Genomic DNA, 26,774 nt, shown 5'->3' with positions numbered 1-26,774 from the left:
GGTGTTCTTCGCGCGGGACGCGGTTCGGCGCGGCCTGCTGAGCAAGAACGACCTGCGCAGCAGCGCCTGGCGACAGGTGCTCCACAACGTCTATGCCGACGCGCGTCTCGAGATAACGCACCTGACCCGGTGCCGAGCCGCGGCATCGTGGCTCTTCCCACCCGGGTCTGCCATCGCGGGCAGGTCGGCCGTCGCCGTCCTCGGCGGGCCGGCACCGGGCCCACCCGAACCGGTCGAGGTGCTGGTCGACCCGACGTCACGCTTCGGCCCCCTCGCCGGCCTGCTCATCCACGTGGCCCGCCGCTCCGCCCATTGATCCCCTGCTCTTACCGAGAAAGAGTGGCTGTTCCCGGCGGAACAGCCACTCTTTCTGGGAATTTGCGCGCCCTCGGGGGGTGGGAGGGCGTGCGTGGGGGGTGGTGGTGGGGTGGGGGTTAGGAGAGGTGCTTTTCGAGGTCGTCGACGATCTTGTGGGCGGCGCCGACGCCGATACCGGTCATCCAGACCTCGTCGGAGACCGGGTACGCCTTACCGGCCTTGACCGCGGACAGGCCCTTCCACAGCGTGCCGCCGGAGACCGTGCTCTGCTCTGCGGCGGCCTTCTCGCCGTACGCGGTCACGAAGATGACGTCGGCGTCGACCTCGTTGACCCGCTCGGGGCTGACCGCGTCGAAGCGCTTGTCCTCCTTGTTGGCGAGTTGCTGCCGCTCGGGGCGGCCCAGCCCGGTGTCACCGATCACGATGCCGGAGAAGGAGTCCGGACCGTAGACCCGGATCGCGCCGGGCATGAAGCGAACGATGGAGATCTTCCGCTGAGCGGCGTCGCCGAGCTTCGCGCCGAAGTCCGCAGCCCGCTTCTCGTACGTGGTGAGCAGCTCACGGGCCTGCTCCTCCTTGCCGAGCGCCTTGCCGTCGAGGAGGAGGTTCTCCTTCCAGGTGATGCCCACCTGCTCGGTGAACACCGTCGGGGCGATGGCGGCCAGCTCGTCGTAGAACTTCTCCTGACGGAATTTGCTGCCCAGGATCAGGTCGGGCTTGAGGGAGTTGATCGCCTCCAGGTCGGGCTCGGTGAGCACCCCGACAGCCTTGATCCCGGCGAGCTTCTCCTCGCCGAAGTAGGTCGGCCAGCCCTTCGCCTCGCCTGCGGTGGCCGCACCGACAGGTGTGATGCCCAGCGAGAGTGTTGTGTCGATCTTGTCTGTGTCGAGGACCACGACCCGCTTGGGGTCGGCCGGGACCTTGGTGGTGCCCATGGCGTGGACGATCTCCCGGGTGTCCCCGGTGGCGGTGTCGGCGACGGGATCGCTCTCTCCGCAGGCGGTGAGTCCAACGCTGAGGGCGACGGCCACGGTGAGCACGGCGGCGAGACGACGCATCGATGTTCCTTTCAGAGGGTTCCGCCGGCCGGTGGGCCGGCGGAGGAGCTGACGGAGGAGGCGGCCCGAGCGGGGGCGGCCAGGGAGGGGCTGGTGAGGGCCGGCACGACCAGGGGCGCGCCGGTCACCGGGCAGGGCACGACGACGCAGTCGAGCCCGAAGACGTCGCGGACCAGCTCCACGGTGAGGATCTCCCGGGGCGGACCGGCGGCCACCACCCGGCCGGAGCGCATGGCGATCAGGTGGTCGGCGTACCGGGCGGCCTGGTTGAGGTCGTGCAGCACGGCGACCACGGTCCGGCCCCGCTCGGCGCGCAGCCGGTGCAGCAGGTCCAGCACCTCCACCTGGTGGGCCAGGTCGAGGAAGGTGGTCGGCTCGTCCAGCAGCAGCGCCTCGGTGTCCTGGGCCAGGGTCATCGCGATCCAGACCCGCTGCCGCTGCCCGCCGGAGAGGGTGTCCACCGGCCGGTCGGCGAGGTCGGCCACGTCGGCGAGCGCCATCGCCTCGTCGATGGCGGCGCTGTCCCGCTCCGACCACTGCCGCCACCACCGCTGGTACGGCTGCCGGCCCCGGCCAACCAGGTCGGCGACCGTGACCCCCTCGGGCACCAGCGGGCTCTGCGGCAGCACGCCGAGACGTTGGGCGACCTCCCGGGTCGGCAGGTCCCGGATCGCGGTGCCGTCGAGCAGCACCGCACCCCGGCGGGGGGTGAGCAGCCGGGCCATGGTGCGCAGCAGCGTCGACTTGCCGCAGGCGTTCGGTCCGACGACGACCGTGAAGGCGTCGGCGGGCAGCGTGAGGTCGAGGCCGTCCAGGACGGTCCGCTCGTCGTAGCCGACGACCAGGTCTCGGGTGGAGAGCATCGCGGCTCCTCGGGAGGGTGCGACGGACGGGGATGCGGAGACGTCGGGCGACACGGGGACACCCGCGGAGACGTCAGGCGATGACGTGGGTGGGGCGGCGGGCCGGGGCGCGCCGATGGTGGCGGGTCCGGTGGACGGCGCTGGCAGGGCGGCGGGGTCGGGTCCGGTCGTGGGCGTCAGGACGGCCTCCGGCGTCCGCGCAGCAGCAGGAAGATCAGGTACGGCCCGCCGATCGCGGCGGTCAGCACGCCCGCCGGGAGCTGGGTGGGGGCGAGCAGCCGGCGGCCGGCGAGGTCGGCGAGGACCAACAGCAGCGCGCCGAGCAGGGCGGAGCAGAGCAGTGGGGGACGCTCGGCCCGGACCAGCCGGCGGGCGAGCTGGGGCGCGACCAGGGAGACGAAGTCGACGGCGCCGACCTGAGCGGTGACCATCGCGGCGGCGAGCACGCCGGTGCCGGCCAGGCCGATCCGGCGGGCGACCGGGCGGACACCGATCCCGCGTGCGGTGTCGTCGTCCAGGGCGGTGCTGTTCAGCGCCCAACCGGCCCAGAGCAGCACGGGCAGCAGCACCAGCAGGGTGACCGCGATCCACGCCGCCTCCGTCCACCCCTTTCCGGCGAGGGTGCCGACCAGCCAGATCTGGGCGCGCATCCCGTCGATCGGGTCGACGGTCATCAGGACCACCTCGATCAGCGCCCGCAACGCGAAGGCCACCGCGACCCCGGCGAGGACGAACCGCTGGGCGGCCAGCCCGTGCCGGGCACCGAGGGCGAGCACCAGCGCCGCCGCGGCCAGCCCGCCGAGCAGCGCCGCCGGGGCGACCAGGACGGCGGCGGCCCCGCCGGTGAGGGCGATGGTGGCGGCCAGCCCGGCGCCCTGGGTGATGCCGATGACGTCCGGGCTGGCCAGCGGGTTGCGGGCCACGCTCTGGATCAGCGTGCCGGCGACGCCGAACGCCGCGCCGGCCACCGCCGCGAGCACGAGTCGGGGCAGCCGCAGGTCGAGCACCACCAGGTCGTACGGGGTGCCGGCCCCGGAGAGGGCGCGCAGCACGTCGGTCGTGGCGACGTACGGGGTGCCGAGGGAGAGGCTGAGCACCCCGGCGGCGACGAGCAGCCCGGTCAGTGCGGCGGCGACCAGCACCGGCCGGCGGCGTACCGGCACCCGCAGCGGGCCGAGGCGCAGCAGGGACCGGCCGGGCGGGGCGGATCGGGGGCGGGTGCCGGTGAGCAGGGCGCTCACGCGGTCACCACCCGGGCGCGGCGGACGAGGAAGGCCAGCAGCGGGGCGCCGATCAGCGCGGTGACCACCCCGGCGGGCACCTCGCCGGGTGGGGCGACGAGCCGGCCGACGACGTCGGCGCCGAGCAGCAGGGCGGGCCCGAGCAGGGCGGCGACGGCGAGGGTCCACCGGTGGTCCGCGCCGACCAGGGCACGGGCCAGGTGCGGCACGGCGAGCCCGACGAACGCGATCGGCCCGGCCGCCGCCACGGCCGCCCCGGTGAGCAGCACCCCGGCCGCGCCGCCGCCGAGGCGGACCAGTCCGATGCGGTGGCCCAGCCCCCGGGCCACGTCGTCGCCGAGGGCCAGCGCGTCCAGGCCCCGGGCGACCAGAACGGCCAGCAGGAGCCCGGCGAGGACAAGGGGCAGCACCTGACCGGTGACCCCGATGTCCCGGCCGGTCAGCCCGCCGACTACCCAGAACCGGTACTCCTCGAAGGTGCGGGCGTCGATGCTGAGCAGCGCGTACACGACGGCGCCGAGACTGGCGTCGAGCGCGGCGCCGGTCAGCGCGAGGGTGACCGGCGAGGCGCCCTCACGGGTCCGGTTGGCGACCGCGAACACGGCCAGGCCGGCCAGGAGCGCCCCGGCGACGGCGAACCAGACGTACCCGGCGAGGCTGCCGACGCCGAAGACGGCGATGGCCAGCACCACGCCGCACGACGCGCCTGCGCTGATGCCGAGGATGCGGGGATCGGCCAGCGGGTTGCGGGTCAGCGCCTGGAACAGCACCCCGGCGACGGCGAGGGCCAGACCGACGACGATGCCCAGGGTGGTGCGCGGCATCCGCAGCTCGCGGACGATGGTGGTGGCGTCCCCGCCGTCGGGGGCGACCAGCGCGTGCCACACGTCACCGGGCGCGAGCGGCCGGCTGCCGAGGGCAAAGCTGGCGAGCACGGCGAGCGCCAGCACCGCCGCCGCCCCCACGGTGACCGCCACCCGTCGGCCCGGCCCGCGGGCGGGCCGGTTGGCGGCCCGGATCGGCCGCGCGGCGACGGTGATCACGAAACTCCCTCAACTTAGGTTCGCCTCACCTTAGCTGAGCTGCTCAGACCCACCTAACCAGCGGATGTCGATCCGGGATCACGGGTGCCGTACTGCATCCCCGCGCCCACGGCGGCGGCCCCGATGGCCGTCTCACCGGCCGGGCCGGAGTGTCCCGCGGCCCGCCGGGGTGGTCAGCCGGCGGCGCCCTCGCGAGGCATCGGCATCCCGGCGCCCGCGTCGAGCTGGTGGTCGGCCCCGGCGTACGGGCCGGCCGGCAGCTCGGCGACCGGCACGGCGCGCAGCGCGTCCGTCGGGCCGACGATGACCCGGATCGACGGGAAGTAGTCCAGCAGCACCTGTCGGCACCGGTCGCAGGGCGGGATGACGCTCCGCCCCCGGTCGCCCACCACGACGATGGTCTCCAACTCGCCCGCGCCCTGGGTGGCGGCGGTGCCGATCGTCACGATCTCGGCGCACGGCCCGCCGGTGGGGTGGTGGACGTTCACGCCGCTGAAGACCCTGCCGTCGGCGGTTCGCGCGGCGGCGGCGACCGTGTGGTTGACGCTGCGGCAGCGCAGCTTGGCGACGGCTGTGGCGGCCTGCACCAGCGCCCGGTCGGTGTCTCGCATGGTCATTGTCGGCGTCCCCGTGGTCGGTGTCGGTCGGCCGTCAACTCTAGACCGGTGGTAACCGGGGGGCGCCCGCCACTCGGGCTGCCTATCCTTGGCGACGACATGCAGAATCCAGCCGCACCCGCCGCGCCCGATACCGTCCGCGAGCTGCACCGCCGCCTGCCCGCCCTGATGTTCCGCGACCAGCGTCGGCTCCAGCGACGCCTCGACGGTGTCCGGCGGCTGCGCGACCCGCAGCGGCGGGAGGCTGCGCTCGCCGAGATCATCGCCGACGTCGACCGGGCCGAGCAGCGGCTCGCCGAGCGCCGGGCGGCGGTGCCGACGATCACCTACCCGGCCGGCCTGCCGGTCAGCGAGCGCAGGGACGACCTGGCCGCCGCGATCCGCGACCACCAGGTGGTGATCGTGGCCGGCGAGACCGGCTCCGGCAAGACCACTCAGCTGCCGAAGATCTGCCTGGAGCTAGGGCGGGGGGTGCACGGGCTGATCGGGCACACCCAGCCCCGGCGGCTGGCCGCCCGGACGGTGGCCGACCGGATCGCCGAGGAGTTGGGCACCGAGTTGGGCGATGTGGTGGGCTACAAGGTCCGCTTCAACGACCAGGTCAGCGACCGCAGCCTGGTGAAACTGATGACCGATGGCATCCTGCTGGCCGAGTTGCAGACCGACCGGATGTTGCGCCAGTACGACACGTTGATCATCGACGAGGCGCACGAGCGCAGCCTCAACATCGACTTCATCCTCGGGTACCTGCGACAGCTCCTCCCCCGCCGCCCCGACCTCAAGGTGATCATCACCTCGGCGACAATCGAGACCGGGCGGTTCGCCCGGCACTTCGCCGCCCCGCCGGCCGACGGCGAGGAGGAGGGGAAGCCCGCGCCGGTCGTCGAGGTGTCCGGGCGGACGTACCCGGTGGAGGTTCGGTACCGGCCGTTGGTGGAGGTGAGCGGGGCCGAGGACGACGAGGACGACGACGAGAACGTCCGCGACCAGGTCCAGGCGATCGGCGACGCCGTCGAGGAGTTGGCCGCCGAGGGGCCCGGCGACGTCCTGGTCTTCCTCTCCGGTGAGCGGGAGATCCGGGACACCGCCGACGCGTTGGCCAGGCTGATCGAGTCCAAGCGGTCGCTGCTCGGCACCGAGATCCTGCCGCTGTACGCCCGACTGTCCTCCGCCGAGCAGCACCGGGTCTTCGCCCCGCACACCGGGCGCCGGGTGGTGCTCGCGACCAACGTCGCGGAGACCTCACTGACCGTGCCCGGCATCAAGTACGTGGTGGACCCGGGCACCGCCCGGATCTCCCGGTACTCCAGCCGGCTGAAGGTCCAGCGGCTGCCCATCGAGCCGGTGTCGCAGGCGTCAGCCAACCAGCGCAAGGGCCGCTGCGGGCGCACCTCGGACGGCATCTGCATCCGCCTCTACGACGAGTCTGACTTCGCCTCCCGGCCGGAGTTCACCGACCCGGAGATCCTGCGCACCAACCTGGCCTCGGTCATCCTCCAGATGACCTCGATCGGGCTGGGTGACGTGGCGGCGTTCCCGTTCATCGAACCGCCGGACCGACGCAACGTCACCGACGGAATGAACCTGCTGCACGAGTTGGGCGCGCTGGACCCGGCCGAGGCCGACCCGGACAAGCGGCTCACCCCGTTGGGCCGGCGGCTGGCTCAGCTTCCGGTGGACCCGCGGCTGGCGCGGATGGTCCTGGAGGGCGAGCGCAACGGCTGCGCCACCGAGGTGGTGGTGATCGCCGCCGCGCTCTCCATTCAAGATCCGCGCGAGCGGCCGGCGGAGAAGCAGGCCCAGGCGGACCAGGCGCACGCCCGGTTCGCCGACAAGGAATCGGACTTCGTCGCGCTGCTGAACCTGTGGCGGTACCTGCGGGAGCAGCAGCGGGCCCTGTCGTCCAGCGCGTTCCGCCGGATGTGCAAGGCGGAGTACCTCAACTACCTGCGGGTACGCGAGTGGCAGGACATCGTCAGCCAGGTGCGCCAGGTGCTGCGTACCCCGGAACCGGGCGGCTCCGGGCGGGGCGCGCGGGGCGGCAAGGAGGCCGGGGCGGACGGCGGCGGCCGGGGCGAGAACGAGACCGGGACGGACGCTGGGGGCCGGCGCGGCCCGACCGCGGACCTGCCGGAGGAGATCGACACGCCGAGGGTGCACCAGTCGCTGCTGGCCGGGCTGCTCTCCCACGTCGGGCTGAAGGATGCACAGAAACACGAGTACCTGGGCGCGCGGGGGGCGAAGTTCGCCCTGTTCCCCGGCTCGGCGCTGTTCAAGAAGCCACCACGTTGGGTGATGGCCGCCGAGCTGGTGGAGACCTCCCGGCTCTGGGGGCGGGTCGCCGGGCGGGTCGAGCCGGAGTGGGTGGAGCCGCTGGCCCAGCACCTGGTCAAGCGCAGCTACAGCGAGCCGCACTGGGAGAAGAAGCAGGCGGCGGTGCTGGCGTACGAGAAGGTCACGCTCTACGGCGTGCCGCTGGTCACCGCCCGGAAGGTGAACTTCGGGCAGATCGACCCGGCGCTGTCGCGTGAGTTGTTCATCCGGCACGCCCTGGTAGAGGGCGACTGGCAGACCCACCACCAGTTCTGGGGGGACAACCAGACCCTGCTGACCGAGATCGCGGAGCTGGAGAACCGGGCCCGGCGGCGGGACATCCTGGTCGACGACGAGACGATTTTCCGCTTCTACGACGAGCGGATCCCGGCCGACGTGGTCTCCGGCCGGCACTTCGACGCCTGGTGGAAGCAGACCCGTCGGGAGCGGCCCGAACTGCTCACCTTCACCCGGGAACTGCTGGTCAACGCCGGCCGGGGCGGGGTCGACGACGCCGACTACCCGGACGAGTGGCGGGCCGAGGGGATCACCCTGCCGCTGACGTACACCTTCGACCCGACCGCGCCGACCGACGGGGTGACGGTGGACATCCCGCTGCCGCTGCTCAACCAGGTGCCGGCGGAGAGCTTCGACTGGCAGGTCCCGGGCCTGCGCGAGGAACTGGTGGTCGCGCTGATCCGGTCACTGCCGAAGGCGATCCGGCGCAACTTCGTCCCCGTGCCCGACTATGCCCGGGCCGCGCTCGCGGCGATCACCCCGAGTGAGGAGTCACTGCTGGACTCGCTGACCCGGCAGCTGCGCCGGATGACCGGGGTGACGGTGCCCCGGGACGCCTGGGACACGGAGCGGCTCCCCGCCCACCTGCGGGTCAGCTTCCGGGTGCTCGACGAGGAGAACAAGCCCGTCGCCGAGGGCAAGGACCTGCCGGCCCTGCAGCGCCGGCTCCGCCAGGAGGTACGCCAGGTGGTGGCCGCCGCCGCGCCGGACATCGCCCGCACCGGGCTGACGGAGTGGGGCATCGGCACCCTGCCCCGCACGATCGAGCAGGTTCGCGCCGGGTATGCGGTGACCGCGTACCCGGCCCTGGTCGACGAGGGGTCGACGGTCGGGGTGAAGGTCTTCGACTCCGAGGCCGAGCAGGCCGCCGCGCACTGGGCCGGAACCCGACGGCTGCTGCGGCTGACCGTGCCGTCGCCGGCGAAGTTCCTCCAGGGGCGGTTGAGCAACGAGGCGAAGCTGGCGCTGAGCCGCAACCCGCACGGCAGCGTGCAGGAGCTCATCGCCGACGCGGCCGGGGCGGCGATCGACAAGCTGATCGCCGACGCGGGCGGCCCGGCCTGGGACGCCGAGGGCTTCGCCGCGCTGCGCGAGCGGGTCCGTGCCGACCTGGTGGACACCGTGGTCGCGGTGATGGGCCGGGTCCGGCAGGTGCTCGCCGCCGGGTACGCCGTGGAGCAGCGGCTCGGCAAGACCCAGAACCTGGCCGTGGTGGCCGCCCTGGCCGACATCCGGGTCCAGCTCTCCGGCCTGGTGCACCCCGGTTTCGTCACCGAGACCGGGTACGCCCGGCTGACCGACCTGCTGCGCTACCTGACCGCGATCGAGCGGCGGCTGGACCGGCTGCCGGGCAACCCGCAGCGGGACCGCCAGCAGCAGGACCGGGTCGCGGCGGTGCAGAAGGAGTACGCCGACATGCTGGCCGCGCTGCCGCCGAGCCGGCGACGCTCGGCGGCGGTGCGGCAGATCCGCTGGATGATCGAGGAGCTGCGGGTGAACGTGTTCGCGCAGGCGCTGGGCACCCCGTACCCGGTCTCGGAGCAGCGGATCTACCGGGCGATGGACGACGCCGAGGGGCGGTGACCGGGTCAGGGCCCGTCGGGGTCTCCCTCGGGGCCCGGACCGGGCGGGCGGATGTGCGTGCGGGTCAGTGCACCGGGGCGGGCACCGCGCGGCCGACCGGGAGCCCCCGCACGGAGTTGGCCAGCGCGCCGCCCCGGGCGTCCGGGTACGCGTGCGCCCACCAGGCCCGGTTCTCCCGGTACCAGTGGAAGACCTCGGAGAGGCCGTCGGCGAACCGGATCTGCGGCTCGAAGCCCAGCTCGTCGGAGATCTTGGTGTAGTCGAGCGAGTACCGCTGGTCCTGCACCTTGCGGTCGGCGACGTGCCGTACCCGCTCCCACCCGACCCCGGCGATCAGCAGGATCTTCTCGGCCAGCGCCTTGTTGGTCAGCTCGACGTCGCCGCCGATGTTGTAGACCTCACCCGCGCGCCCCTTGGCCAGCACCAGCGCGATGGCCCGGCAGTGGTCGTCGACGTGCAGCCACTCGCGCACGGCCCCGCCGTCGCCGTGCAGGGTGATGTCCCCGCCGGTGAGCAGGCGGGTGACGAAGCGCGGGATGACCTTCTCCACGTGCTGGTACGGGCCGTAGTTGTTGGCGCAGCGGGTGATCGACACGTCGACGTCGTAGGTACGCCAGTACGAGCGGACGAGGCAGTCGCTGGCCGCCTTCGACGCCGCGTAGGGCGAGTTGGGTTCCAGCACGCAGCGCTCGGTCCACGAGCCGTCGGTGATCGACCCGTACACCTCGTCGGTGGAGACGTGCACCACCCGGCTCACCCCGGCCCGGGCGCAGGCGGCCATCAGGTGGTGCGAGCCCATCACGTTGGTCTCGAAGAACGGGGCGGGGTCGTCGATGGAGCGGTCGACGTGCGACTCGGCGGCGAAGTGCACCACCGCGTCGTGCCCGGGGACCAGGTCGGCGAGCAGGGGTCGGTCGCAGATGTCACCCCGTACGAAGGTCAGCCGCGGGTGGGCGGAGGGCAGGTTGTTCCGGTCACTGGCATAGGTCAGCTTGTCGATGACCGTGACGTGGCAGTCCTCGAACCCGACGTACCCCCCGTTGAGCAGGCTCCGGGCGAAGTGCGAGCCGATGAAGCCGGCGCCGCCGGTAACCAGGATCCTCATATGGTGGCCTCCCTGCCACGCGAGCCCGCGCGTTCGACTCTCTTCTCCGCAGGCCGACGGGCGTCACGCCTGCGCAAGGCTTCACCATAGGGGACTAACAGCACCATCGAGGCGTATAACGCTCGCTTAAGGGCGATTTAACCAACAACGGTGCAAGCGGACGAGAAGGGCTACCGCTTCCGGACAGAATGCGCCGCCGACAGGGCAGCCACCGCAGGCCGGGCCGGGACACGCCGTCAGCGGGGCTGCACGCCGGGCGGCAGGTCGTCCCGCTCCGTCGCGGTGCGTACATAGTCGAGCAGGATGCGGCGCAGCTCTCGCCCGGCGTGAGTGGGCACGACGTCCCGGCGCCGGGCCACGGCGATGGTCCGGCGCACCCCGGGCGGGGCCAGCCGGGTGACCCGGATGCCGGGACGGCGGGCCACCACGATGCCGGGCACCAGCGCCACCCCGAGCCCGGCTTCCACGAAGCTGAGCACGGCGTCCATCTCGCCGCCGTCGACGGAGAAGGTGGGCTCGAAGCCGGCCTCCCGGCACGCCTGGAGGGTGGCGTCGCGCAGGTCGTACCCGGCGCGGAACATGACCAGGGGCTGGTCGCGCAGGTCGGTGATGCGCAGTTCGCCCGCGCGGGTGCCGGGAACCTCGTCCAGCGAGGCGACCACCAGGCTCTCCCGCAGGATCTCCTCGGCGTCCAGGCTGGGGTCGGTGCCCTGGGCGGGCATGATGATCAGCGCGAGGTCGAGGTCGCCGCGGAGCAGGTCGCGGACGAGGTCCTGCGAGCCACCCTCCTCCACCCTCAGGTCGACGCCAGGGTGGGCGTCGTGGAACCGGCGCAGCACCGGCGGGGCGAGCGAGGTGGCCAGGCTCGGGGTGGCGCCGAGGCGGACCCGGCCGCGGCGCAGCCCGACCAGCTCCTGCACCTCCCGGGTGGCGGTGTCGACGTCGGCGAGGATGCGCTCGGCCAGGGGGAGCAGCACCTCGCCGGCGGCGGTGAGGGCGATGTTGCCCCGCACCCGCTCGAACAGCGGGGCCCCGAGGTCGGCCTCCAGGGCGTGAATTTGCTTACTCAACGACGGCTGGGTGATGCCGACAAGATCGGCCGCTTGGGTGAAATGTCGTACTTCTGCGACCGCGACGAAGTACCGGAGCTGACGGAGCTGCATCTCCATAGCCTAGGGCTATCAAGACTGCGAGTTCGATGCATTGGACGACTGATCGGAGGGCTCCTAGCGTCGGTCGAGTGGTACTCACGAAAACGCGGTCGCCCATCCGTTCCGCCGTCGGCCTGAAGGCCGTCATGGCGGCGACGGGCATCCTCCTCGCGCTGTTCCTGATCGCGCACATGCTCGGCAACCTGAAGATCTTCACCGGCGAGACGGCGTTCGACCACTACGGGCACTGGCTGCGCGAACTCGGCACGCCGCTGCTCCCGTCGAGCTGGTTCCTGTGGATCCAGCGCACGGCGCTGCTGGCGGCCGTGCTGGGGCACATCGTCGCCGCCACCGTGCTCGCGCGGCGCGCCCGCGCCGCCCGCCCGGTGCGCTACGCCCACCGCAGGGCGGTCCGGGGCAGCTACGCGGCCCGCACCATGCGCTGGGGCGGGGTGATCATCCTGCTCTTCGTGATCTACCACATCCTCGACCTGACCACCGGCCACCTGAACCCGGCGGGCGACCCCGCCAACCCGTACGGCAACGTGGTCGCCGACTTCGCCCCGGAGCGCTGGTACGTCACGCTCCTCTACACCCTGGCGATCGTGGCGCTCGGCTTCCACCTGCGCCACGGGGCGTTCAGCGCGTTCCGCAGCCTGGGTCAGCAGACCCCGAAAGGCGAGCGCCGGGCGCGCGCCGCCGCGCTGGTCTTCGCCGTCGCGCTCTGCGCCGGCTACCTGTCGGTCCCGTTCGCCGTACTCACCGGATTGGTGGCCTGAGCATGGAACTGTTCACCGAGGGCGACCCGATCGCCGACACCCGGGCTCCGGACGGCCCGATCGAGGCCCGCTGGGACCGCCGCCGCTTCGAGGCCAAGCTGGTCAACCCGGCCAACCGCCGCAGGATGACGGTGATCGTGGTGGGCACCGGCCTAGCCGGCGGGTCGGCTGCGGCCACGCTGGCCGAGCAGGGCTACCGGGTCAGGTCGTACTGCTACCAGGACAGCCCGCGCCGGGCCCACTCGATCGCCGCGCAGGGCGGCATCAACGCCGCGAAGAACTACCGCAACGACGGCGACTCGGTGCACCGGCTCTTCTACGACACGGTCAAGGGCGGCGACTTCCGCTCCCGGGAGTCGAACGTGCACCGGCTGGCCGAGGTGTCGGTCAACATCATCGACCAGTGCGTCGCCCAGGGCGTCCCGTTCGCCCGCGAGTACGGCGGCCTGCTGGACACCCGCTCGTTCGGCGGCGCGCAGGTGCAGCGCACCTTCTACGCGCGGGGCCAGACGGGCCAGCAGCTGCTGCTCGGCGCGTACCAGGCGCTGGAGCGGCAGATCGGCCTCGGCAACGTCGAGATGAACACCCGGCACGAGATGCTGGAACTGGTCGTCGTCGACGGCCGGGCCCGGGGCATCGTGGTCCGGGACCTGGTCACCGGCGAGATCAGCACCGAGATGGCCGACGCGGTGGTGCTCGCCTCCGGCGGGTACGGCAACGTCTTCTACCTCTCCACCAACGCTAAGGGCTGCAACGTCACCGCGACCTGGCGGGCACACCGCAAGGGCGCGTACTTCGCCAACCCCTGCTACACCCAGATCCACCCGACCTGCATCCCAGTCTCCGGCGACCACCAGTCGAAGCTGACCCTGATGAGCGAGTCGCTGCGCAACGACGGACGGGTGTGGGTGCCGAAGGCCACCGGCGACGACCGCGCGCCCCGGGACATCGCCGAGGACGAGCGGGACTACTACCTGGAGCGGATCTACCCGTCCTTCGGCAACCTGGTCCCCCGGGACATCGCCTCCCGGGCCGCGAAGAACGTCTGCGACGACGGCCGGGGCGTGGGGCCGACCAGGCTCGGCGTCTACCTCGACTTCGCCGACGCCATCGACCGGCTCGGCCGCCAGGCCATCGAGGCCAAGTACGGCAACCTCTTCGAGATGTACGAGCGGATCACCGGCGAGGACCCGTACCGGGTGCCGATGCGGATCTACCCCGCCGTGCACTACACGATGGGCGGCCTCTGGGTCGACTACGACCTCCAGTCGACCATCCCCGGCCTGTTCGTGATCGGCGAGGCGAACTTCTCCGATCACGGCGCGAACCGGCTCGGCGCGTCGGCGCTGATGCAGGGTCTGGCCGACGGCTACTTCGTGCTGCCCGCCACGATCGCCAACTATCTGGCGTCCGGGCCGCTGGAACGGGTCGACGCCGGCCACCCGGCGGCCGTCGCGGCCCGCACCGAGGTGGAGGACCGTCTCCGGCGGCTGCTGGAGGTGAACGGCGACCGGACCGTGGACTCGTTCCACCGCGAGCTGGGCCAGATCATGTGGGAGCACTGCGGGATGGAGCGCAGCGAGGTCGGGCTGCGCAAGGCGATCGACGGGATCCGGGCGCTGCGGGAGGAATTCTGGCGGCGGGTCCGCGTCCCGGGCGACGGCGAGGGGCTCAACCAGTCGCTGGAGAAGGCCGGCCGGGTGGCCGACTTCTTCGAGCTGGCCGAGCTGATGTGCGTCGACGCCCTGCACCGCGAGGAGTCCTGCGGCGGCCATTTCCGGGCCGAACACCAGACCCCGGACGGCGAGGCGCAGCGCGACGACGACCGGTTCGCCTACGTGGCGGCCTGGGAGCACACCAGCGCCGACGAGCCGGCCGTGCTGCACAAGGAAGACCTGACCTTCGAGTACGTCCACCCGACGCAGCGGAGTTACAAGTGAACCTGACCCTGCGCATCTGGCGCCAGCGCGGCCCTCAGGACAAGGGCCGGATGGTGACCTACCAGGTCGACGACGTCTCCCCCGACATGTCGTTCCTGGAGATGCTCGACGTGCTCAACGAGCGGCTGATCCTGGCCGGCGAGGAGCCGGTGGCGTTCGACCACGACTGCCGCGAGGGTATCTGCGGCATGTGCGGCCTGATGATCAACGGCGACGCGCACGGGCCGCAGCGCGGCACCACCGCCTGCCAGCTGCACATGCGGCAGTTCTCCGACGGCGACACGATCGACATCGAGCCGTGGCGGGCCCGGGCTTTTCCGGTCATCAAGGACCTGGTGGTCAACCGGGACGCCTTCGACAAGATCATCGCAGCCGGCGGGTACATCACCGCGCCAACCGGCAGCGCCCCCGAGGCGCACACCTCCCCCGTGGCCAAGGCCGACGCCGACGCCGCCTTCTCCTCGGCCGCCTGCATCGGCTGTGGGGCCTGCGTGGCGGCCTGCCCGAACGGCTCCGGCATGCTCTTCACCGCCGCCAAGATCACCCAGCTCTCGCTGCTTCCGCAGGGCCAGCCGGAGCGGTACACCCGGGTGATCGGCATGGTCGACGCGCACGACGAGGCCGGCTTCGGCGGCTGCACCAACGCCGGCGAGTGCACAGCGGTCTGCCCGAAGGGCATCCCGCTGAACACCATCGGCCGGCTCAACCGCGACTACCTGGCGGCGACCGCCAAGGGCGGCGGCACCCCGGGCGCGTGACCGCGGCGGCCCGGCGGGTGACGGCCGGGCCGCCGCGGTTCAGATCAGCACGCTCCAGGTCAGCGGGCCGACGAGACCGTCGGCGACGAGACCGTTGCGGCTCTGGAAGCTACGCACCGCGCTGGTGGAGACCGCACCGAAATCGCCGTCCACGACGAGGCTCGCACCCCGGGCGTTGAGCGCGGTCTGCAGGCCGCGGACCAGGTCACCGGAGTTGCCCTCCCGCAGGGGCAGGACGAGGGCCGTCCAGGTGACCGGGCCGACCAGGCCGTCGGCGTAGAGTCCCCGGCCGCTCTGGAACGACCTGACCTGCGAGGCGAAGACCGATCCGAAGACGCCGTCCACGACGACGGAGATGCCGCGCGCCCGCACCAGGTACTGGATCACCGTGGGCACCCACCCCGAGGCGCCCTGGCTGACGCTCGGGTAGCCGGTGCTGCCGACGGGGGCCGTCGAGCCGAGGGTGATGCCCCGGTTGGCCAGGAAGACCCGGGGGTCCGTCGAGGTCAGCCGGGGCCGGTGGATCTCGAAGTGCAGGTGCGGGCCGGTCGAGTTGCCGGTGGTGCCCATCAGACCGATCAACTGTCCACAGCTGACCTGCTGGCCGGCGCTGACCAGCACCCGGTAGAGGTGGCCGTAGTAGGAAAAGTAGCTGTCGGCATGGTTGAGGTGAACGCTGTTGCCGCTGCGACCGCTCAGGGGGCCGCTCGACGTATCGCCCGGATACGAGTTGGTCTTGATGTCCCGGACCGTTCCGGCCGCCGTCGCGTAGACCGGGGTGCCCTGGCTGTTCGCCACATCCCAGCCCGTGTGGGTGGGGCGGTTGGAGGTCTTGTATCCGGAGGTCAGCGTGCCGAGGGTCGGGTTGCTCCAGCCGGCGACCGCCGCCATGGCCGGACCGGGCACACCGAGGGCACCGACCCCGATCCCGACGCCCAGCGCCGTGAGCAGGGTGCGGCGCCGCGCCGGCACGTCGAATAGGCGGCCTGTTTCCGGATCGTCGCTCATTGTTCTCTCCGATGCTCGCTCGCGTGCGGTGGCCGGTGGAAGATCCGACGGCAGCCGACAGTCATCGTAGATCTTCCATATCGACAGGATCAATGCCGGAGTTCTTCCCGCCGGTCGACGGGCGGGCCTGCGATACGCGCGCGTGCGGTTCAACGGCCCCGACCCGGGTAGCAGTTGCGTGGACGGCACCGACGAGGGGACGGCAGGGCATGAAGGCACTCACCTGGCAGGGGAAACGAGACGTCCGGGTCGAGGAGGTGCCGGACCCGCGCATCGAGGAGCCGACCGACGCGATCGTCCGGATCACCTCGACCGCCATCTGCGGTTCGGACCTGCACCTGTACGAGGTGCTCGGGCCGTACCTGAAGCCCGGCGACATCCTGGGGCACGAGCCGATGGGGATCGTCGAGGAGGTCGGCGCGGGGGTGACCCGGCTGAAGCCGGGCGACCGGGTGGTGGTGCCGTTCAACATCTCCTGCGGCGCCTGCTGGATGTGCCAGCGGCAGCTCTACGCCCAGTGCGAGAGCACTCAGGTGACCGCCGAGGGCAAGGGCGCCGCGCTGTTCGGCTACACCTCGCTCTACGGCTCCGTGCCCGGCGGGCAGGCCGAGTACCTGCGAGTGCCACACGCCCAGTTCGGGCCGGTCAAGGTCCCCGAGACCGGGCCGGACGAGCGTTGGCTGTACCTTTCCGACATCCTGCCCACCGCCTGGCAGGCAGTGAAGTACGCCGACACCCCGCGCGGCGGCACCCTCGTGGTGTTCGGGCTGGGCCCGGTGGGCCAGCTCAGCGCCCGGATCGGCCGGCACCTCGGCGCCGAGCGGGTGATTGGCCTGGACCTGGTGCCGGAGCGGCTGGAGATGGCCCGGCGGCACGGCATCGAGACACTCGACGTCAGCCGGCTCGAGGACGTGCCGAACGCGCTGATCGACCTGGTCGACGGGCGCGGCCCGGACGCGGTGATCGACGCCGTCGGCATGGAGGCGCACGGCTCCACCTCGGGCAAGCTCGCCCAGACCGCCGCCGGGCTGCTGCCGGAGAAGCTGGCCCAGGCGATGACCGACAAGGTCGGCGTGGACCGGCTGACCGTGCTGAAGGCCGCGCTCAAGGCCGTCCGCCGCGGCGGCACCGTGTCGATCTCCGGGGTGTACGGCGGGGAGGTCGACCCGATGCCGCTGATGGAGATGTTCGACCGAGGCGTCCAGCTGCGGATGGGGCAGTGCCACGTACGCCGGTGGACCGACGAGATCATCCCGCTGCTCTCCGGCGACGACGACCCGTTGGGCGTGGAGGACCTGCGGACCCACCGGGTGCCGCTGGCGCAGGCACCGCAGGCGTACGAGATGTTCCAGAAGAAGGAGGACGGCTGCGTCAAGGTGGTCCTCGCGCCCTGACCCGCCGGGTGGTCAGCACCGACGCGGCCGGCGGGACCGTCGGCAAGCCCTCGGAAGACGTCCTGCGCCTGCCAGCGCGGAGCGACGGCGGACTACCGTGTACGGGCGGGACACCTGGCGGAGGGGGCGGACGACCATGGGGGCACCAGCGGAACGGGCCGGGCGGCGGGCACTCGGGCGGCGGCTGCGCGGCGCGGCCGGGCTGGCCGCGCTGGCCGGCCTGGCCTGGGTGGCGCGGGACGTGCCGGCGGCGCTGGGCGGGCGGCTGGCCGGCGCACGCGCCGAGCGGGCGGCCCGGTCGCCGCAGTTCCGCGACGGCACCTTCCGCAACCGGGCGGGCAGCCGGTCGGCGCCCGGTGCGCCGGACCGCAGCCTGGTCCGCGAGCTGATCTTCGGCAAGCAGAAGCGTCGGCCGACCGCCGCCGTCCCGCTGCTGCGGCCGACCGACGCGCCGGCCGCCACCGAGCGCGAGCTCCACATCGTCTGGTACGGCCACGCGTCGGCGCTGATCGAGATCGAGGGCCACCGGGTGCTGGTCGACCCCGTGTGGAGCGACCGGTGTTCCCCGTCGGCGCTGGTCGGGCCGCGCCGGCTGCACGAGCCACCGGTCGGCCTGGCCGAACTGCCCGCCGTGGACGCGATCCTGATCTCCCACGACCACTACGACCACCTCGACATGGCGACCGTGCGGGAACTGGTGGCCCGGCAGTCCGCGCCGTTCCTGGTGCCGCTGGGCGTCGGGGCGCACCTGGAGCGGTGGGGCGTCCCGGAGCACCGGATCATCGAGCTGGACTGGTCGGAGAGCCACCGGGTCGGCGGGCTGACGGTCACCGCCACCGCCGCCCAGCACTTCTCCGGCCGGGGGTTGCGCCGCGACGGCACGCTGTGGAGCTCGTGGGTGGTAGCCGGCGCGCACCGCCGGGTCTTCTACACCGGCGACTCCGGCTACTTCGACGGGTACGCCGAGATCGGCGCCGAGCACGGCCCGTTCGACGTGACGCTGATGCAGATCGGCGCGTACGACCGGGCGTGGCCGAGTATCCACATGTTCCCCGAGGAGGCCGTCGCCGCCCACGTTGACCTGCGCGGCGGGCTGCTCGTGCCGGTGCACTGGGCGACGTTCAACCTGGCCCTGCACGACTGGTCGGAGCCGGTGGACCGGCTCTGGGCCGAGGCCGAGGCCCGCGACGTCCGGCTGGCCGTGCCCCGCCCCGGCGAGCGGGTGGTGGTCGACGACCCGCCGCCGGTCGACGGCTGGTGGCAGTCCGTCGCCTGACCGGCGGCCCGTCGGACGACGAGGGGCCGGGCCCGGAGACGGCACGACGCGCCCGCCGGGCCGCAAAAAGCCCGGAATCGGGTGCCACCTCTGATACACCTTCTGGGTGACCGCACCGTCACCACCCGTCACAGGTCGAGGCCGGTTGTTCCGGCTGCCGCCGTGGGTGCCGTCGTCAGCGGCAGAGGAAGCACCATGCTGAACGGTCGACTGGTCACCGTCCGCCCCACCCGGGTGGCGGACCTCGACTTCCTGGCCGACCTGGCCGTCGCGGACGGGGTCCGGCACCACGTCGTGGGCTGGAACTGGCCGATCAGCCGCGACGGCCAGGAGGAGTGGCTGCGCCGGTCGCTGAGCGACCCCGGGGTGCGCCGGCTGACCGTCACCGACGGGGCCACCGACGAGCCGCTGGGGCTCACCGGCCTCTGGGAGATCGACTGGCACAACCGGTCGGCGCTCACCGCGGTAAAGCTCATGCCCGGGGTGGCCCCCCGGGGCGCCGGCACGGACTCGATCATGCTGATCATGGCGTGGGCCTTCTACGAGGTCGGGCTGCGCCGGCTGCACAGCACGATCCTGTCGTTCAACGCGCCGAGCCTGGGCGCCTACGTGCGCAAGTGCGGTTGGCGGATCGAGGGCCGCGAACGGGAAGCGGTGTTCCGCCGCGGCGAGTGGCACGATCTGCTTCGGGTGGCCCTCCTCCGCCCCGAGTTCGAGGCGCTCCCCGACGCCGAGGAGTACGTCGAGCGGGTCTGCGGCCCCCGCGTCCCGGCGCCGGCCCACGCCCCCGCTCAGAGCACGAACGCGTCCGTCCAGAGCGCCCCGGAGCGGCCCGAGAGAGCATCGAGCATCGCCACCGCCTGACCATCGGTGAGCTGGGCGACGAAGTCGATGATCGCCCGCCCCCGGGCCCGGCCGATCCGGTCCGGGGTGCGCGGGTGCAGCTCCGCCTCGGCCAGCTCGACCAGGTCGTGCAGCCGGCGCGGCAGCCGGGACTCCTCCTCCGGGTCGAGCAGCCATTCCCACAGCGCCTCGACCAGCGTGCCCAGCAGCCGGGCCTGGCCGCGCTGGTGCAGGGCCAGGTCGGGGCGGGCCAGCACGAACCGGTGGTGGACGAACTTGAGCACCTGCACCTCGTGCCACTGCGCCGGGGCGAGCAGCACGTGCCCGGAGCGCACCGACGGGGCGTCGGTGACCGTGATCGCGTCCACGAACCGGGTGGTCCACCGGGCGGAGAACCGGGCCACGTACTGCTCCGCCTCGATCGAGCCGTCGAACGGCATCGCCAGCAGCCCATCCACCAACTCCTGGCGGACGTGCTCCACGGCGGCGGCGAACGCGTCGTCGTCGGCGATCCAGCCGTCCTTGTGGCGCAACTGCCGGCGCAGCCGCTCGATCGCCGCACCGGGCCGCCGGCCGGCACCGGCCAGGGCCTGCCCGGTGACCGCCCGGAAGTGCCCGTTCTCCCGCTGCCAGGCCGTCAGCTCGGCGGCCACAGCCCCCTGCTGGAGCACCCCGACCCGGTAGAAGTCCTCCACGTCGTGGATGGCATATGCGATGTCGTCGGCGGTGTCCATCACCGACGCCTCGACGGTCTGCTGCCAGTCGGCGATCCGCCCGGCGAACGGCTCCCGGGCCTGCCGCAGATCGTTCAGCTCGGTGCGGTAGGCGCCGAACTTGGACGACCCGCTCTCCGGCTCGTCCGGCGGCGCGGCGGCGCCCCGGGGCGCCGGGGTGAGGTGCCGGGGGTGCGGGTCCGGGTGGTCCAGCCGGGTCCACGGGTACTTCAGCAGGGCGGCCCGGACCGCCGCGGTGAGGTCGAGGCCGGTGGTCGCCGCACCCCGGATCTCGGTGCTGGTGACGATCCGGTACGACTGGGCGTTGCCCTCGAAGCCGTCGGCCAGGCCGAGCCGCTGCCGGGCCAGCCGGTCGAGCACCCGCTCCCCCAGGTGCCCGAACGGCGGGTGCCCGAGGTCGTGCGCGAGGGCGGCGGCCTCGACCACATCCGGGTCACAGCCGCCGAGGGAATCCAGCAGGTCCCGCCAGCGCTTGTCTGCGGTGAGCCGCTCGGCGATCGCCCGGGCCACCTGGGCGACCTTGAGGCTGTGGGTGAGCCGGTTGTGCACCAGCAGGCCGGAGCCGCCCGGGCTGATCACCTGGGTCACCCCGCCCAGCCGGGTGAAGAACGGCGAGGCCACGATCCGGTCCCGGTCGGCCCGGAACGGGCTGCTGGCGAGGTCGCCGAGGGCTCGCGCGCTACCGCCGAACAGCCGCCGCGCCCGCGGGTCAGCGGAAAATTCCATGATCGCCACGCTAGCGCAGCGGGCGGCGTCACACGACGGGTCGTCCCGTCCGGCGCACCGGCGGGTGCGGCGCGGGCCGTCGGGGGTTGCCGGCACAATGCAGGGTGGAACCAACTCCCGAAGGCGGAACAGATCGTGACCCAGTCTGTGCACCAGCGGATCGCCGACGAGCTCGGCGTCGCCGAACGACAGGTACGGGCGGCCGTAGAGCTGCTCGACGGCGGCTCCACCGTGCCGTTCATCGCCCGCTACCGCAAGGAGGCCACCGGCCTGCTTGACGACGCGCAGCTGCGCACCCTGGAGGAGCGGCTGCGCTATCTGCGCGAGCTGGACGAGCGCCGCGCCGCGGTGCTGGAGTCCATCCGTGGCCAGGGCAAGCTCGACGACGCCCTGGAAGCGCAGATCATGGCGGCCGACTCGAAGTCGCGGCTGGAGGACATCTACCTGCCGTACAAGCCGAAGCGGCGCACCCGGGCGCAGATCGCCCGCGAGGCGGGGTTGGCACCCCTGGCCGAGGCGCTGCTGGCCGACCCGTCGCAGGACCCGAAGGCCACCGCCGCCGGGTTCGTCGACACCGACCGGGGGGTGGCCGACCCGGCCGCCGCGCTGGACGGCGCGCGGGCCATCCTCATCGAGCGCTTCGCCGAGGACGCCGACCTGATCGGCACGCTGCGCGAGCAGATGTGGTCGCGGGGCCGGCTGGTCTCCCGGGTACGCGACGGCCAGGAAGCCGCCGGGGCGAAGTTCGCCGACTACTTCGACTTCTCCGAGCCGTACACGAAGCTGCCCTCGCACCGGATCCTGGCGATGTTCCGGGGCGAGAAGGAGGGCGCGCTCGACCTGACGATGGACCCGGAGTCCGACGGCGACTCCGACGCGCTCCCGGCCGGCCCCAGCCGGTACGAGGCGGCGATCGCCGGCCGCTTCGGCGTCACCGACCACGGTCGCCCGGCCGACCGGTGGCTGGCCGACACCGTGCGCTGGGCATGGCGTACCCGCATCCTCATCCACCTCGGGGCGGACCTGCGGATGCGGCTGTGGCAGGCGGCCGAGGAGGAGGCCGTGCGGGTCTTCGCCATTAACCTGCGCGACCTGCTGCTCGCCGCGCCGGCCGGCACCCGGCCGACGATGGGGCTGGACCCGGGCCTGCGCACCGGCGTGAAGGTGGCGGTGGTCGACGCCACCGGCAAGGTGGTGGCCACCGACACGATCTATCCGCACGAGCCGCGCCGGCAGTGGGACGCCTCGGTCGAGACCCTGGCCCGGCTGGCCGGGGCGCACGGCGTCGAGCTGGTCGCCATCGGCAACGGCACCGCGTCCCGGGAGACCGACAAGCTGGCCGGCGACCTGATCGCGCGGCATCCGCAGCTCAACCTCACCAAGGTGATGGTCTCCGAGGCCGGCGCGTCGGTCTACTCGGCGTCGGCGTACGCCTCGCAGGAGCTGCCCGAGCTGGACGTCTCGCTGCGCGGCGCGGTCTCCATCGCCCGCCGCCTGCAGGATCCGCTCGCCGAGCTGGTCAAGATCGACCCCCGCTCGATCGGCGTCGGCCAGTACCAGCACGACCTGTCCGAGCTGAAGCTCTCCCGCTCGCTGGACGCGGTGGTGGAGGACTGCGTTAACGGCGTCGGCGTGGACGTGAACACCGCCTCCGCGCCGCTGCTGACCCGGGTCTCCGGCATCGGCGCCGGGCTGGCGGAGAACATCGTGCTGCACCGGGACGCCAACGGCCCGTTCCGCTCCCGGTCGGAGCTGAAGAAGGTGTCCCGCCTCGGCCCGAAGGCGTTCGAGCAGTGCGCCGGCTTCCTGCGCATCCCGGGCGGCGACGACCCGCTGGACTCCTCCAGCGTGCACCCCGAGGCGTACCCGGTGGTGCGGCGAATCCTCACCCGCACCGGACAGGACCTGCGTTCACTGATCGGGCAGAGCGCCATCCTGCGTGGCCTGAAGGCCACCGAGTTCGTCGACGACACCTTCGGCCTGCCCACCGTCACCGACATCATCGGCGAGCTGGAGAAGCCCGGGCGTGACCCGCGACCGGAGTTCCGGACCGCGACGTTCGTCGAGGGCGTGGAGAAGATCGGCGACCTGACCCCGGGCATGATCCTGGAGGGCGTGGTCACCAATGTGGCGGCGTTCGGCGCGTTCGTCGACGTCGGCGTGCACCAGGACGGCCTGGTGCACGTCTCGGCGATGTCCCGGACGTTCGTGAAGGACCCACGCGACGTGGTGAAGTCCGGCGACGTGGTCCGGGTCAAGGTGCTCGACGTGGACGTGCCGCGCAAGCGGATCTCGCTGACCCTGCGCCTGGAGGACGAATCGGCCGGCACCGGGTCCGGCGACGGGCCGCCCCGGCCGGGAGCCGGCGCGAGCCGTGAGCGCGCGGCCCGCCCCGACGCCGGTCGACGCCAGGACGGCGCGGCCCGGGGCGGTCAACCCCGGCAGGGCCAGTCCGGCGGCGCGGCCCGGGGCGGCCAGCCCCGGCAGGGCCAGTCCGGCGGCGCGGCCCGGGGCGGTCAACCCCGGCAGGGCCAGTCCGGCGGGGGCCAGCCGGTCAACGACGCGATGGCGGAGGCACTGCGCCGGGCCGGCCTGACGCGGTAGGCCGGTGACCCGCCGGCCGGCCCAGCACCGGTCCGCCGGTGCCGGGCCGGCCGGCAGCGGCGGGCGGCGCGTACCTTCGCCGTCATGGACGACGGTCTTCAGTGGCGGGAACGGCAGCGGCGGGCGGTGCGGGCGCACGCCGACGCGGACGAGCGGCGGCGGGCGGCGGAGCGCGCCGAGGCGGCCGGGATCGTGGCGTGGTTCGTGGCCGAGGCGACCCGGCGAGGGCTGCCGACGGAGCGGCTGCACGCCCAGCCATACGACGCCCACGGCCGCTACCGCACCCGGCTCACCGGCTGGTACGTCGACCGGGCCGGGGTCCGGGCGGTGGACACCGCCGGGCGGTGGTACCTGCTGACGGTCCCGGCGAGCCTGCGCGCGCGGCTCCTCGGGGCCGATCCGCCGCCCTCCCCCGCACCCCTGATCGTGGGTGAGGGCGGGCGCGACGGCGACTCGATTCCGCTGCGTACCCTGCTCGCCCGGCGACTGGACGAGGGCGAGGGCCGGGACTGACCGGGGTCAGCGGCCGGCGACGCCCGTCCGGGTCCGGCGTCGGGACCGCCGGGCCCCGTTCCGGGCCACGTTCCGGGCCACGTTCCACCACCAGAGCTGCTGCGCGGCGAGGGTGGCGAGGCCGGAAAGCACGATCGCGCAGAGGTTGATCACCAGTTGGAGCGCGGAGCCGGTCGCCTCGTGCCACACCCCGTAGGCGACGGCGACGGCGACGTTGGCGGCGGCCGGAACAGTCGTGACCGAGATCAGCACGCCGACCAGCGAGCCGGACTTCTTCGAGGTCAACGAGAGCATGCCGGCGATGCCGGCCAGCAGGCCGACCACCCAGGAGAGCGCGTCCGGCCGCCAGATGAAGTCGGTCAGCGGCCGTTCGGCCAGCAGCATCTCGCGGTTCACCACGCCGGCGGCGGTCAACGCCCACGTGCTGAGCACGGTGGCGGTCATGGCGGCCAGGAAGCCCACCGTCAGCGCCTGCACCGAACGACCGATGATCACCGGCTTGCGGCGCAGCAGCGCCACGCAGAGCGCGGCAAGCGGGCCGAACTCGGGGCCGACCACCATCGCGCCGACGATCAGGATGGGCTGGTCGAGCAGCACCCCGATCCCGGCGATCATGGTAGCCACCACGATGAGCACGAGGTAGGTCCCCGACAGTTCGGTCTGCTCACCGGTCTTGGCCGCCACCTCGTCCCAGACCACGGCATCCGCGCCGCTGCCCGGCGCTTCCTCGGCGGCCCGGTCGGCGGCGGCGGAGAGGGTCAGCTCCACGTCGTCGACGGCGATCCCGCCGCGTGCCTCGACGCCGAGCTGCTGCAACCCGTGCAGCACGGTGTCGGCCCGCTCGCGCACCACGTCGCAGAGGATCAGGTCGCCGCTGGGCTGGCGGGCGACGCCAGGGAGCACGACCAGGTGGGTGACCCCGGGGTCCCCGCCCAGCAGGTCGGCCACCGCCGAGGACTGGTCCGGCGGGGCGATCACCCTCAGGTGCAGCATGCTGTCCTCCCCCTGGCCCGCGGCGCGGCGTCGGCGCGGCCGGCAGCACTGTACCCAGGTCCGCCCCGGTGCCGCGTTTCGCGGTTTTGATCCTCGCTGTCCGTAACGTTCCGCCGACCCTCCCGGTTAAGCGGAGTGCCGGTCCGCTCGCCGGTCGGCGCGCATCCACGCCCCGACCGGAGGCACACCGCCTCGGGCCGGGACGACGAGAGGAGCCGCGGGGATGGCAGGGCCTCGGGTGGTCGACATCGTGGGAGCGCCCGGCGGACCGCCCCCGGCGTCCTCGGCCCGCCCGGGCCGGGCCCGGTGACCGGTTCCGCCCGGCCCTGGGAGGTCGGCTCGGCGTTCACCCTGCCCACCGCGTACGCCGGGAGCAACACCCCGTGGCCGTCGCCGGCCCGGCTGTTCGGTTCGGGCCGACAGGCTCTGGTGGCGCTGCTCCGGTTCGGCGCGCGTAAACACGGCTGGAGCGCGGCGCACCTTCCGGCGTACTTCTGCCCGCCGGTCGCGGAGGCGGCCCGCGATGTCCTTCCGGTGCTGCCGTACGACGGCGGACCGGCCGGCGGCAGCGGACCGACCACGGTGGGACCGACCGAGGTGGTGGTGGCGGTGTCGTACTTCGGGATGCCGCCCGTGCTGCCGTCGCGGCGGGGCGCGGCCCTGGTGGTGGACGCCACCCATGACCCTCGGGCACCCTGGCTGGCCGACCTCGACGCCGACTTCGTCCTCGCGTCGCTGCGCAAGACCCTGCCCCTGCCCGACGGCGGTCTCCTCTGGTCGCCGGCCGGCCGGTCCCTGCCCGCGCCGACGGCGACGACCCGGTCCCATCAGCTCACCGTCGGCCGGATCCTCACCGGCATGCTGGCGAAGGCGGCCTACCTGGGCGGCGCCCGGGTGCCGAAGGAGTCCTACCTGGCGCTGTTGCGGGCCGGCGAGGAGGAACTGGCGACGCCGGAGGTCAGCGGCGCCTCCGAGCACACCCGCCTGATGCTCTCCGCGCTGCCGGCCGACGAGCTGCGGACGGCCCGGGTCGACAACGCGCACCGGCTCGCCGCCGGACTCGCCGGCCTGCCCGGGGTCACCGTTCGGGCGTACCCCTTGGGGGTGGTCTGCCAGATCGACGGCGGCGACCGGCGCGAGGAGATCCGGCGAGGGCTCGTCGCCCGGGACATCTATCCGGCGGTGCTCTGGGCCCTGCCCGACACCGCTCCGGCCGCCCAGCTCGATCTCAGCCGCCGGATGCTCTTCCTGCCGACGGACCACCGCTACGGGAGCACGGACATGGACCGGGTCGCCGCCGCGCTCCGCGAGGTGGCCCACCCGACGGCCAGGCCACAGCCCACGGCGACGGAAACGCCCAGCAGCACGGCGGCGGGACCGCCCGGGGATACGGCGACGGAAACGCCCGGGAGTACGGGCCCCGCGCAGCGCCGCCACCGGTCGCCGGTGACCCCGGGCCCGGGGTCGGCCAGCGGTGACCACCGCCCCGACCTCGTGACGCCGGACCGGTGACCGGTCGATCCGCCGACGCCCCCGGGCCTACGGCAGTACGTCCAGCAAAAGGCGTCGTCGCAGCTTTCTTGCGTGTTAGAACCTTTTTGTCGGAATCGAGCCTC

General features: G+C 73.1%; 21 protein-coding genes. 11 read left to right on the top strand and 10 right to left on the bottom strand.

Annotated features, from left to right (window positions below; all coding sequences use genetic code 11):
* Position 1: 1 nt before the first annotated feature.
* Entirely contained in the window at positions 2-316 is a 315-nt protein-coding gene (locus SNR22_RS05725) for a hypothetical protein (protein WP_320065409.1), read from the top strand.
* Positions 317-434: 118 nt separating this feature from the next.
* Here SNR22_RS05725 and SNR22_RS05720 read toward each other — a convergent pair whose 3' ends face one another.
* The 5 genes from SNR22_RS05720 to SNR22_RS05700 form a co-directional block, all read right to left on the bottom strand.
* A complete protein-coding gene (locus SNR22_RS05720) occupies positions 435-1,376 on the bottom strand; it encodes an iron-siderophore ABC transporter substrate-binding protein (protein ID WP_320065408.1) in 942 nt (313 codons plus the stop codon).
* 11 nt (positions 1,377-1,387) lie between these two features.
* A complete protein-coding gene (locus SNR22_RS05715; protein WP_320065407.1) occupies positions 1,388-2,239 on the bottom strand; it encodes an ABC transporter ATP-binding protein in 852 nt (283 codons plus the stop codon).
* A gap of 176 nt (positions 2,240-2,415) precedes the next feature.
* A complete protein-coding gene (locus SNR22_RS05710) occupies positions 2,416-3,480 on the bottom strand; it encodes an iron ABC transporter permease (RefSeq protein WP_320065406.1) in 1,065 nt (354 codons plus the stop codon).
* Positions 3,477-4,523, bottom strand: coding sequence for an iron ABC transporter permease (locus tag SNR22_RS05705; RefSeq protein ID WP_320065405.1), 1,047 nt, complete (start codon positions 4,521-4,523; stop codon positions 3,477-3,479). The genes SNR22_RS05710 and SNR22_RS05705 overlap by 4 nt, the downstream gene beginning before the upstream one ends.
* Before the next feature lie 173 nt (positions 4,524-4,696).
* Positions 4,697-5,140 (bottom strand): cytidine deaminase, encoded by a 444-nt coding sequence (locus SNR22_RS05700; RefSeq protein WP_320065404.1) that lies wholly within the window; start codon positions 5,138-5,140, stop codon positions 4,697-4,699.
* 99 nt (positions 5,141-5,239) lie between these two features.
* On the opposite strand from SNR22_RS05700, the gene hrpA reads away from it, so the two are divergent.
* On the top strand, positions 5,240-9,334 hold the full coding sequence (gene hrpA / locus SNR22_RS05695; RefSeq protein ID WP_320065403.1) for an ATP-dependent RNA helicase HrpA: 4,095 nt from the start codon (positions 5,240-5,242) through the stop codon (positions 9,332-9,334).
* Between the two features lie 64 nt (positions 9,335-9,398).
* Here the strand turns inward: hrpA and rfbB are convergent, their stop codons facing one another.
* Together rfbB and SNR22_RS05685 are read right to left on the bottom strand one after the other, a co-directional pair.
* Entirely contained in the window at positions 9,399-10,439 is a 1,041-nt protein-coding gene (gene rfbB, locus SNR22_RS05690; protein ID WP_320065402.1) for a dTDP-glucose 4,6-dehydratase, read from the bottom strand.
* A 236-nt stretch (positions 10,440-10,675) separates the two neighbouring features.
* Positions 10,676-11,608, bottom strand: coding sequence for a LysR family transcriptional regulator (locus tag SNR22_RS05685; RefSeq protein WP_320065401.1), 933 nt, complete (start codon positions 11,606-11,608; stop codon positions 10,676-10,678).
* A 71-nt stretch (positions 11,609-11,679) separates the two neighbouring features.
* On the opposite strand from SNR22_RS05685, the gene SNR22_RS05680 reads away from it, so the two are divergent.
* Genes SNR22_RS05680 through SNR22_RS05670 form a run of 3 tightly spaced genes read left to right on the top strand, consistent with a single transcriptional unit; the run spans position 11,680 to position 15,067 of the window.
* On the top strand, positions 11,680-12,369 hold the full coding sequence (locus SNR22_RS05680; protein WP_320065400.1) for a succinate dehydrogenase cytochrome b subunit: 690 nt from the start codon (positions 11,680-11,682) through the stop codon (positions 12,367-12,369).
* A 2-nt stretch (positions 12,370-12,371) separates the two neighbouring features.
* The gene (locus SNR22_RS05675) at positions 12,372-14,309 is read left to right on the top strand and encodes a fumarate reductase/succinate dehydrogenase flavoprotein subunit (protein WP_320065399.1); all 1,938 of its coding nucleotides are present in this window, start codon (positions 12,372-12,374) and stop codon (positions 14,307-14,309) included.
* The gene (locus tag SNR22_RS05670; protein ID WP_320065398.1) at positions 14,306-15,067 is read left to right on the top strand and encodes a succinate dehydrogenase/fumarate reductase iron-sulfur subunit; all 762 of its coding nucleotides are present in this window, start codon (positions 14,306-14,308) and stop codon (positions 15,065-15,067) included. The genes SNR22_RS05675 and SNR22_RS05670 overlap by 4 nt, the downstream gene beginning before the upstream one ends.
* A 39-nt stretch (positions 15,068-15,106) precedes the next feature.
* On the opposite strand, the gene SNR22_RS05665 is transcribed toward SNR22_RS05670, so the two are convergent.
* Positions 15,107-16,075, bottom strand: a complete 969-nt coding sequence (locus tag SNR22_RS05665; protein ID WP_320065397.1) for a peptidoglycan DD-metalloendopeptidase family protein — start codon at positions 16,073-16,075, stop codon at positions 15,107-15,109.
* 209 nt (positions 16,076-16,284) lie between these two features.
* Between SNR22_RS05665 and SNR22_RS05660 the strand changes: the two genes are divergently transcribed.
* The 3 genes from SNR22_RS05660 (at position 16,285) to SNR22_RS05650 (ending at position 19,609) form a co-directional block, all read left to right on the top strand.
* A complete protein-coding gene (locus tag SNR22_RS05660; protein WP_320065396.1) occupies positions 16,285-17,469 on the top strand; it encodes a zinc-dependent alcohol dehydrogenase in 1,185 nt (394 codons plus the stop codon).
* A gap of 136 nt (positions 17,470-17,605) precedes the next feature.
* Positions 17,606-18,745: an MBL fold metallo-hydrolase gene (locus tag SNR22_RS05655; RefSeq protein WP_320065395.1), complete on the top strand. Its 1,140-nt coding sequence runs from the start codon at positions 17,606-17,608 to the stop codon at positions 18,743-18,745.
* 195 nt (positions 18,746-18,940) lie between these two features.
* Positions 18,941-19,609 (top strand): GNAT family protein, encoded by a 669-nt coding sequence (locus tag SNR22_RS05650; RefSeq protein WP_320065394.1) that lies wholly within the window; start codon positions 18,941-18,943, stop codon positions 19,607-19,609.
* Here the strand turns inward: SNR22_RS05650 and SNR22_RS05645 are convergent.
* The gene (locus SNR22_RS05645; RefSeq protein WP_320065393.1) at positions 19,537-21,048 is read right to left on the bottom strand and encodes a dGTP triphosphohydrolase; all 1,512 of its coding nucleotides are present in this window, start codon (positions 21,046-21,048) and stop codon (positions 19,537-19,539) included. The genes SNR22_RS05650 and SNR22_RS05645 overlap by 73 nt on opposite strands.
* A gap of 135 nt (positions 21,049-21,183) precedes the next feature.
* Between SNR22_RS05645 and SNR22_RS05640 the strand changes: the two genes are divergently transcribed.
* Both SNR22_RS05640 and SNR22_RS05635 read left to right on the top strand, forming a co-directional pair.
* Positions 21,184-23,652: a Tex family protein gene (locus tag SNR22_RS05640; RefSeq protein WP_320065392.1), complete on the top strand. Its 2,469-nt coding sequence runs from the start codon at positions 21,184-21,186 to the stop codon at positions 23,650-23,652.
* A gap of 84 nt (positions 23,653-23,736) precedes the next feature.
* On the top strand, positions 23,737-24,165 hold the full coding sequence (locus SNR22_RS05635; RefSeq protein ID WP_320065391.1) for a hypothetical protein: 429 nt from the start codon (positions 23,737-23,739) through the stop codon (positions 24,163-24,165).
* A 6-nt stretch (positions 24,166-24,171) separates the two neighbouring features.
* On the opposite strand, the gene SNR22_RS05630 is transcribed toward SNR22_RS05635, so the two are convergent.
* Positions 24,172-25,158 (bottom strand): DUF389 domain-containing protein, encoded by a 987-nt coding sequence (locus SNR22_RS05630; protein ID WP_320065390.1) that lies wholly within the window; start codon positions 25,156-25,158, stop codon positions 24,172-24,174.
* A 306-nt stretch (positions 25,159-25,464) separates the two neighbouring features.
* On the opposite strand from SNR22_RS05630, the gene SNR22_RS05625 reads away from it, so the two are divergent.
* Complete coding sequence (locus SNR22_RS05625; protein ID WP_320065389.1) at positions 25,465-26,670, top strand: hypothetical protein; 1,206 nt, start codon at positions 25,465-25,467, stop codon at positions 26,668-26,670.
* Positions 26,671-26,774: the final 104 nt, after the last annotated feature.

The organism is Micromonospora sp. RTGN7 (assembly GCF_033804645.1).
Taxonomy (GTDB): domain Bacteria; phylum Actinomycetota; class Actinomycetes; order Mycobacteriales; family Micromonosporaceae; genus Micromonospora.
The sequence above is the reverse complement of the archived record's forward strand: the minus strand, read 5'-3'. Positions and strand labels throughout refer to the sequence as shown.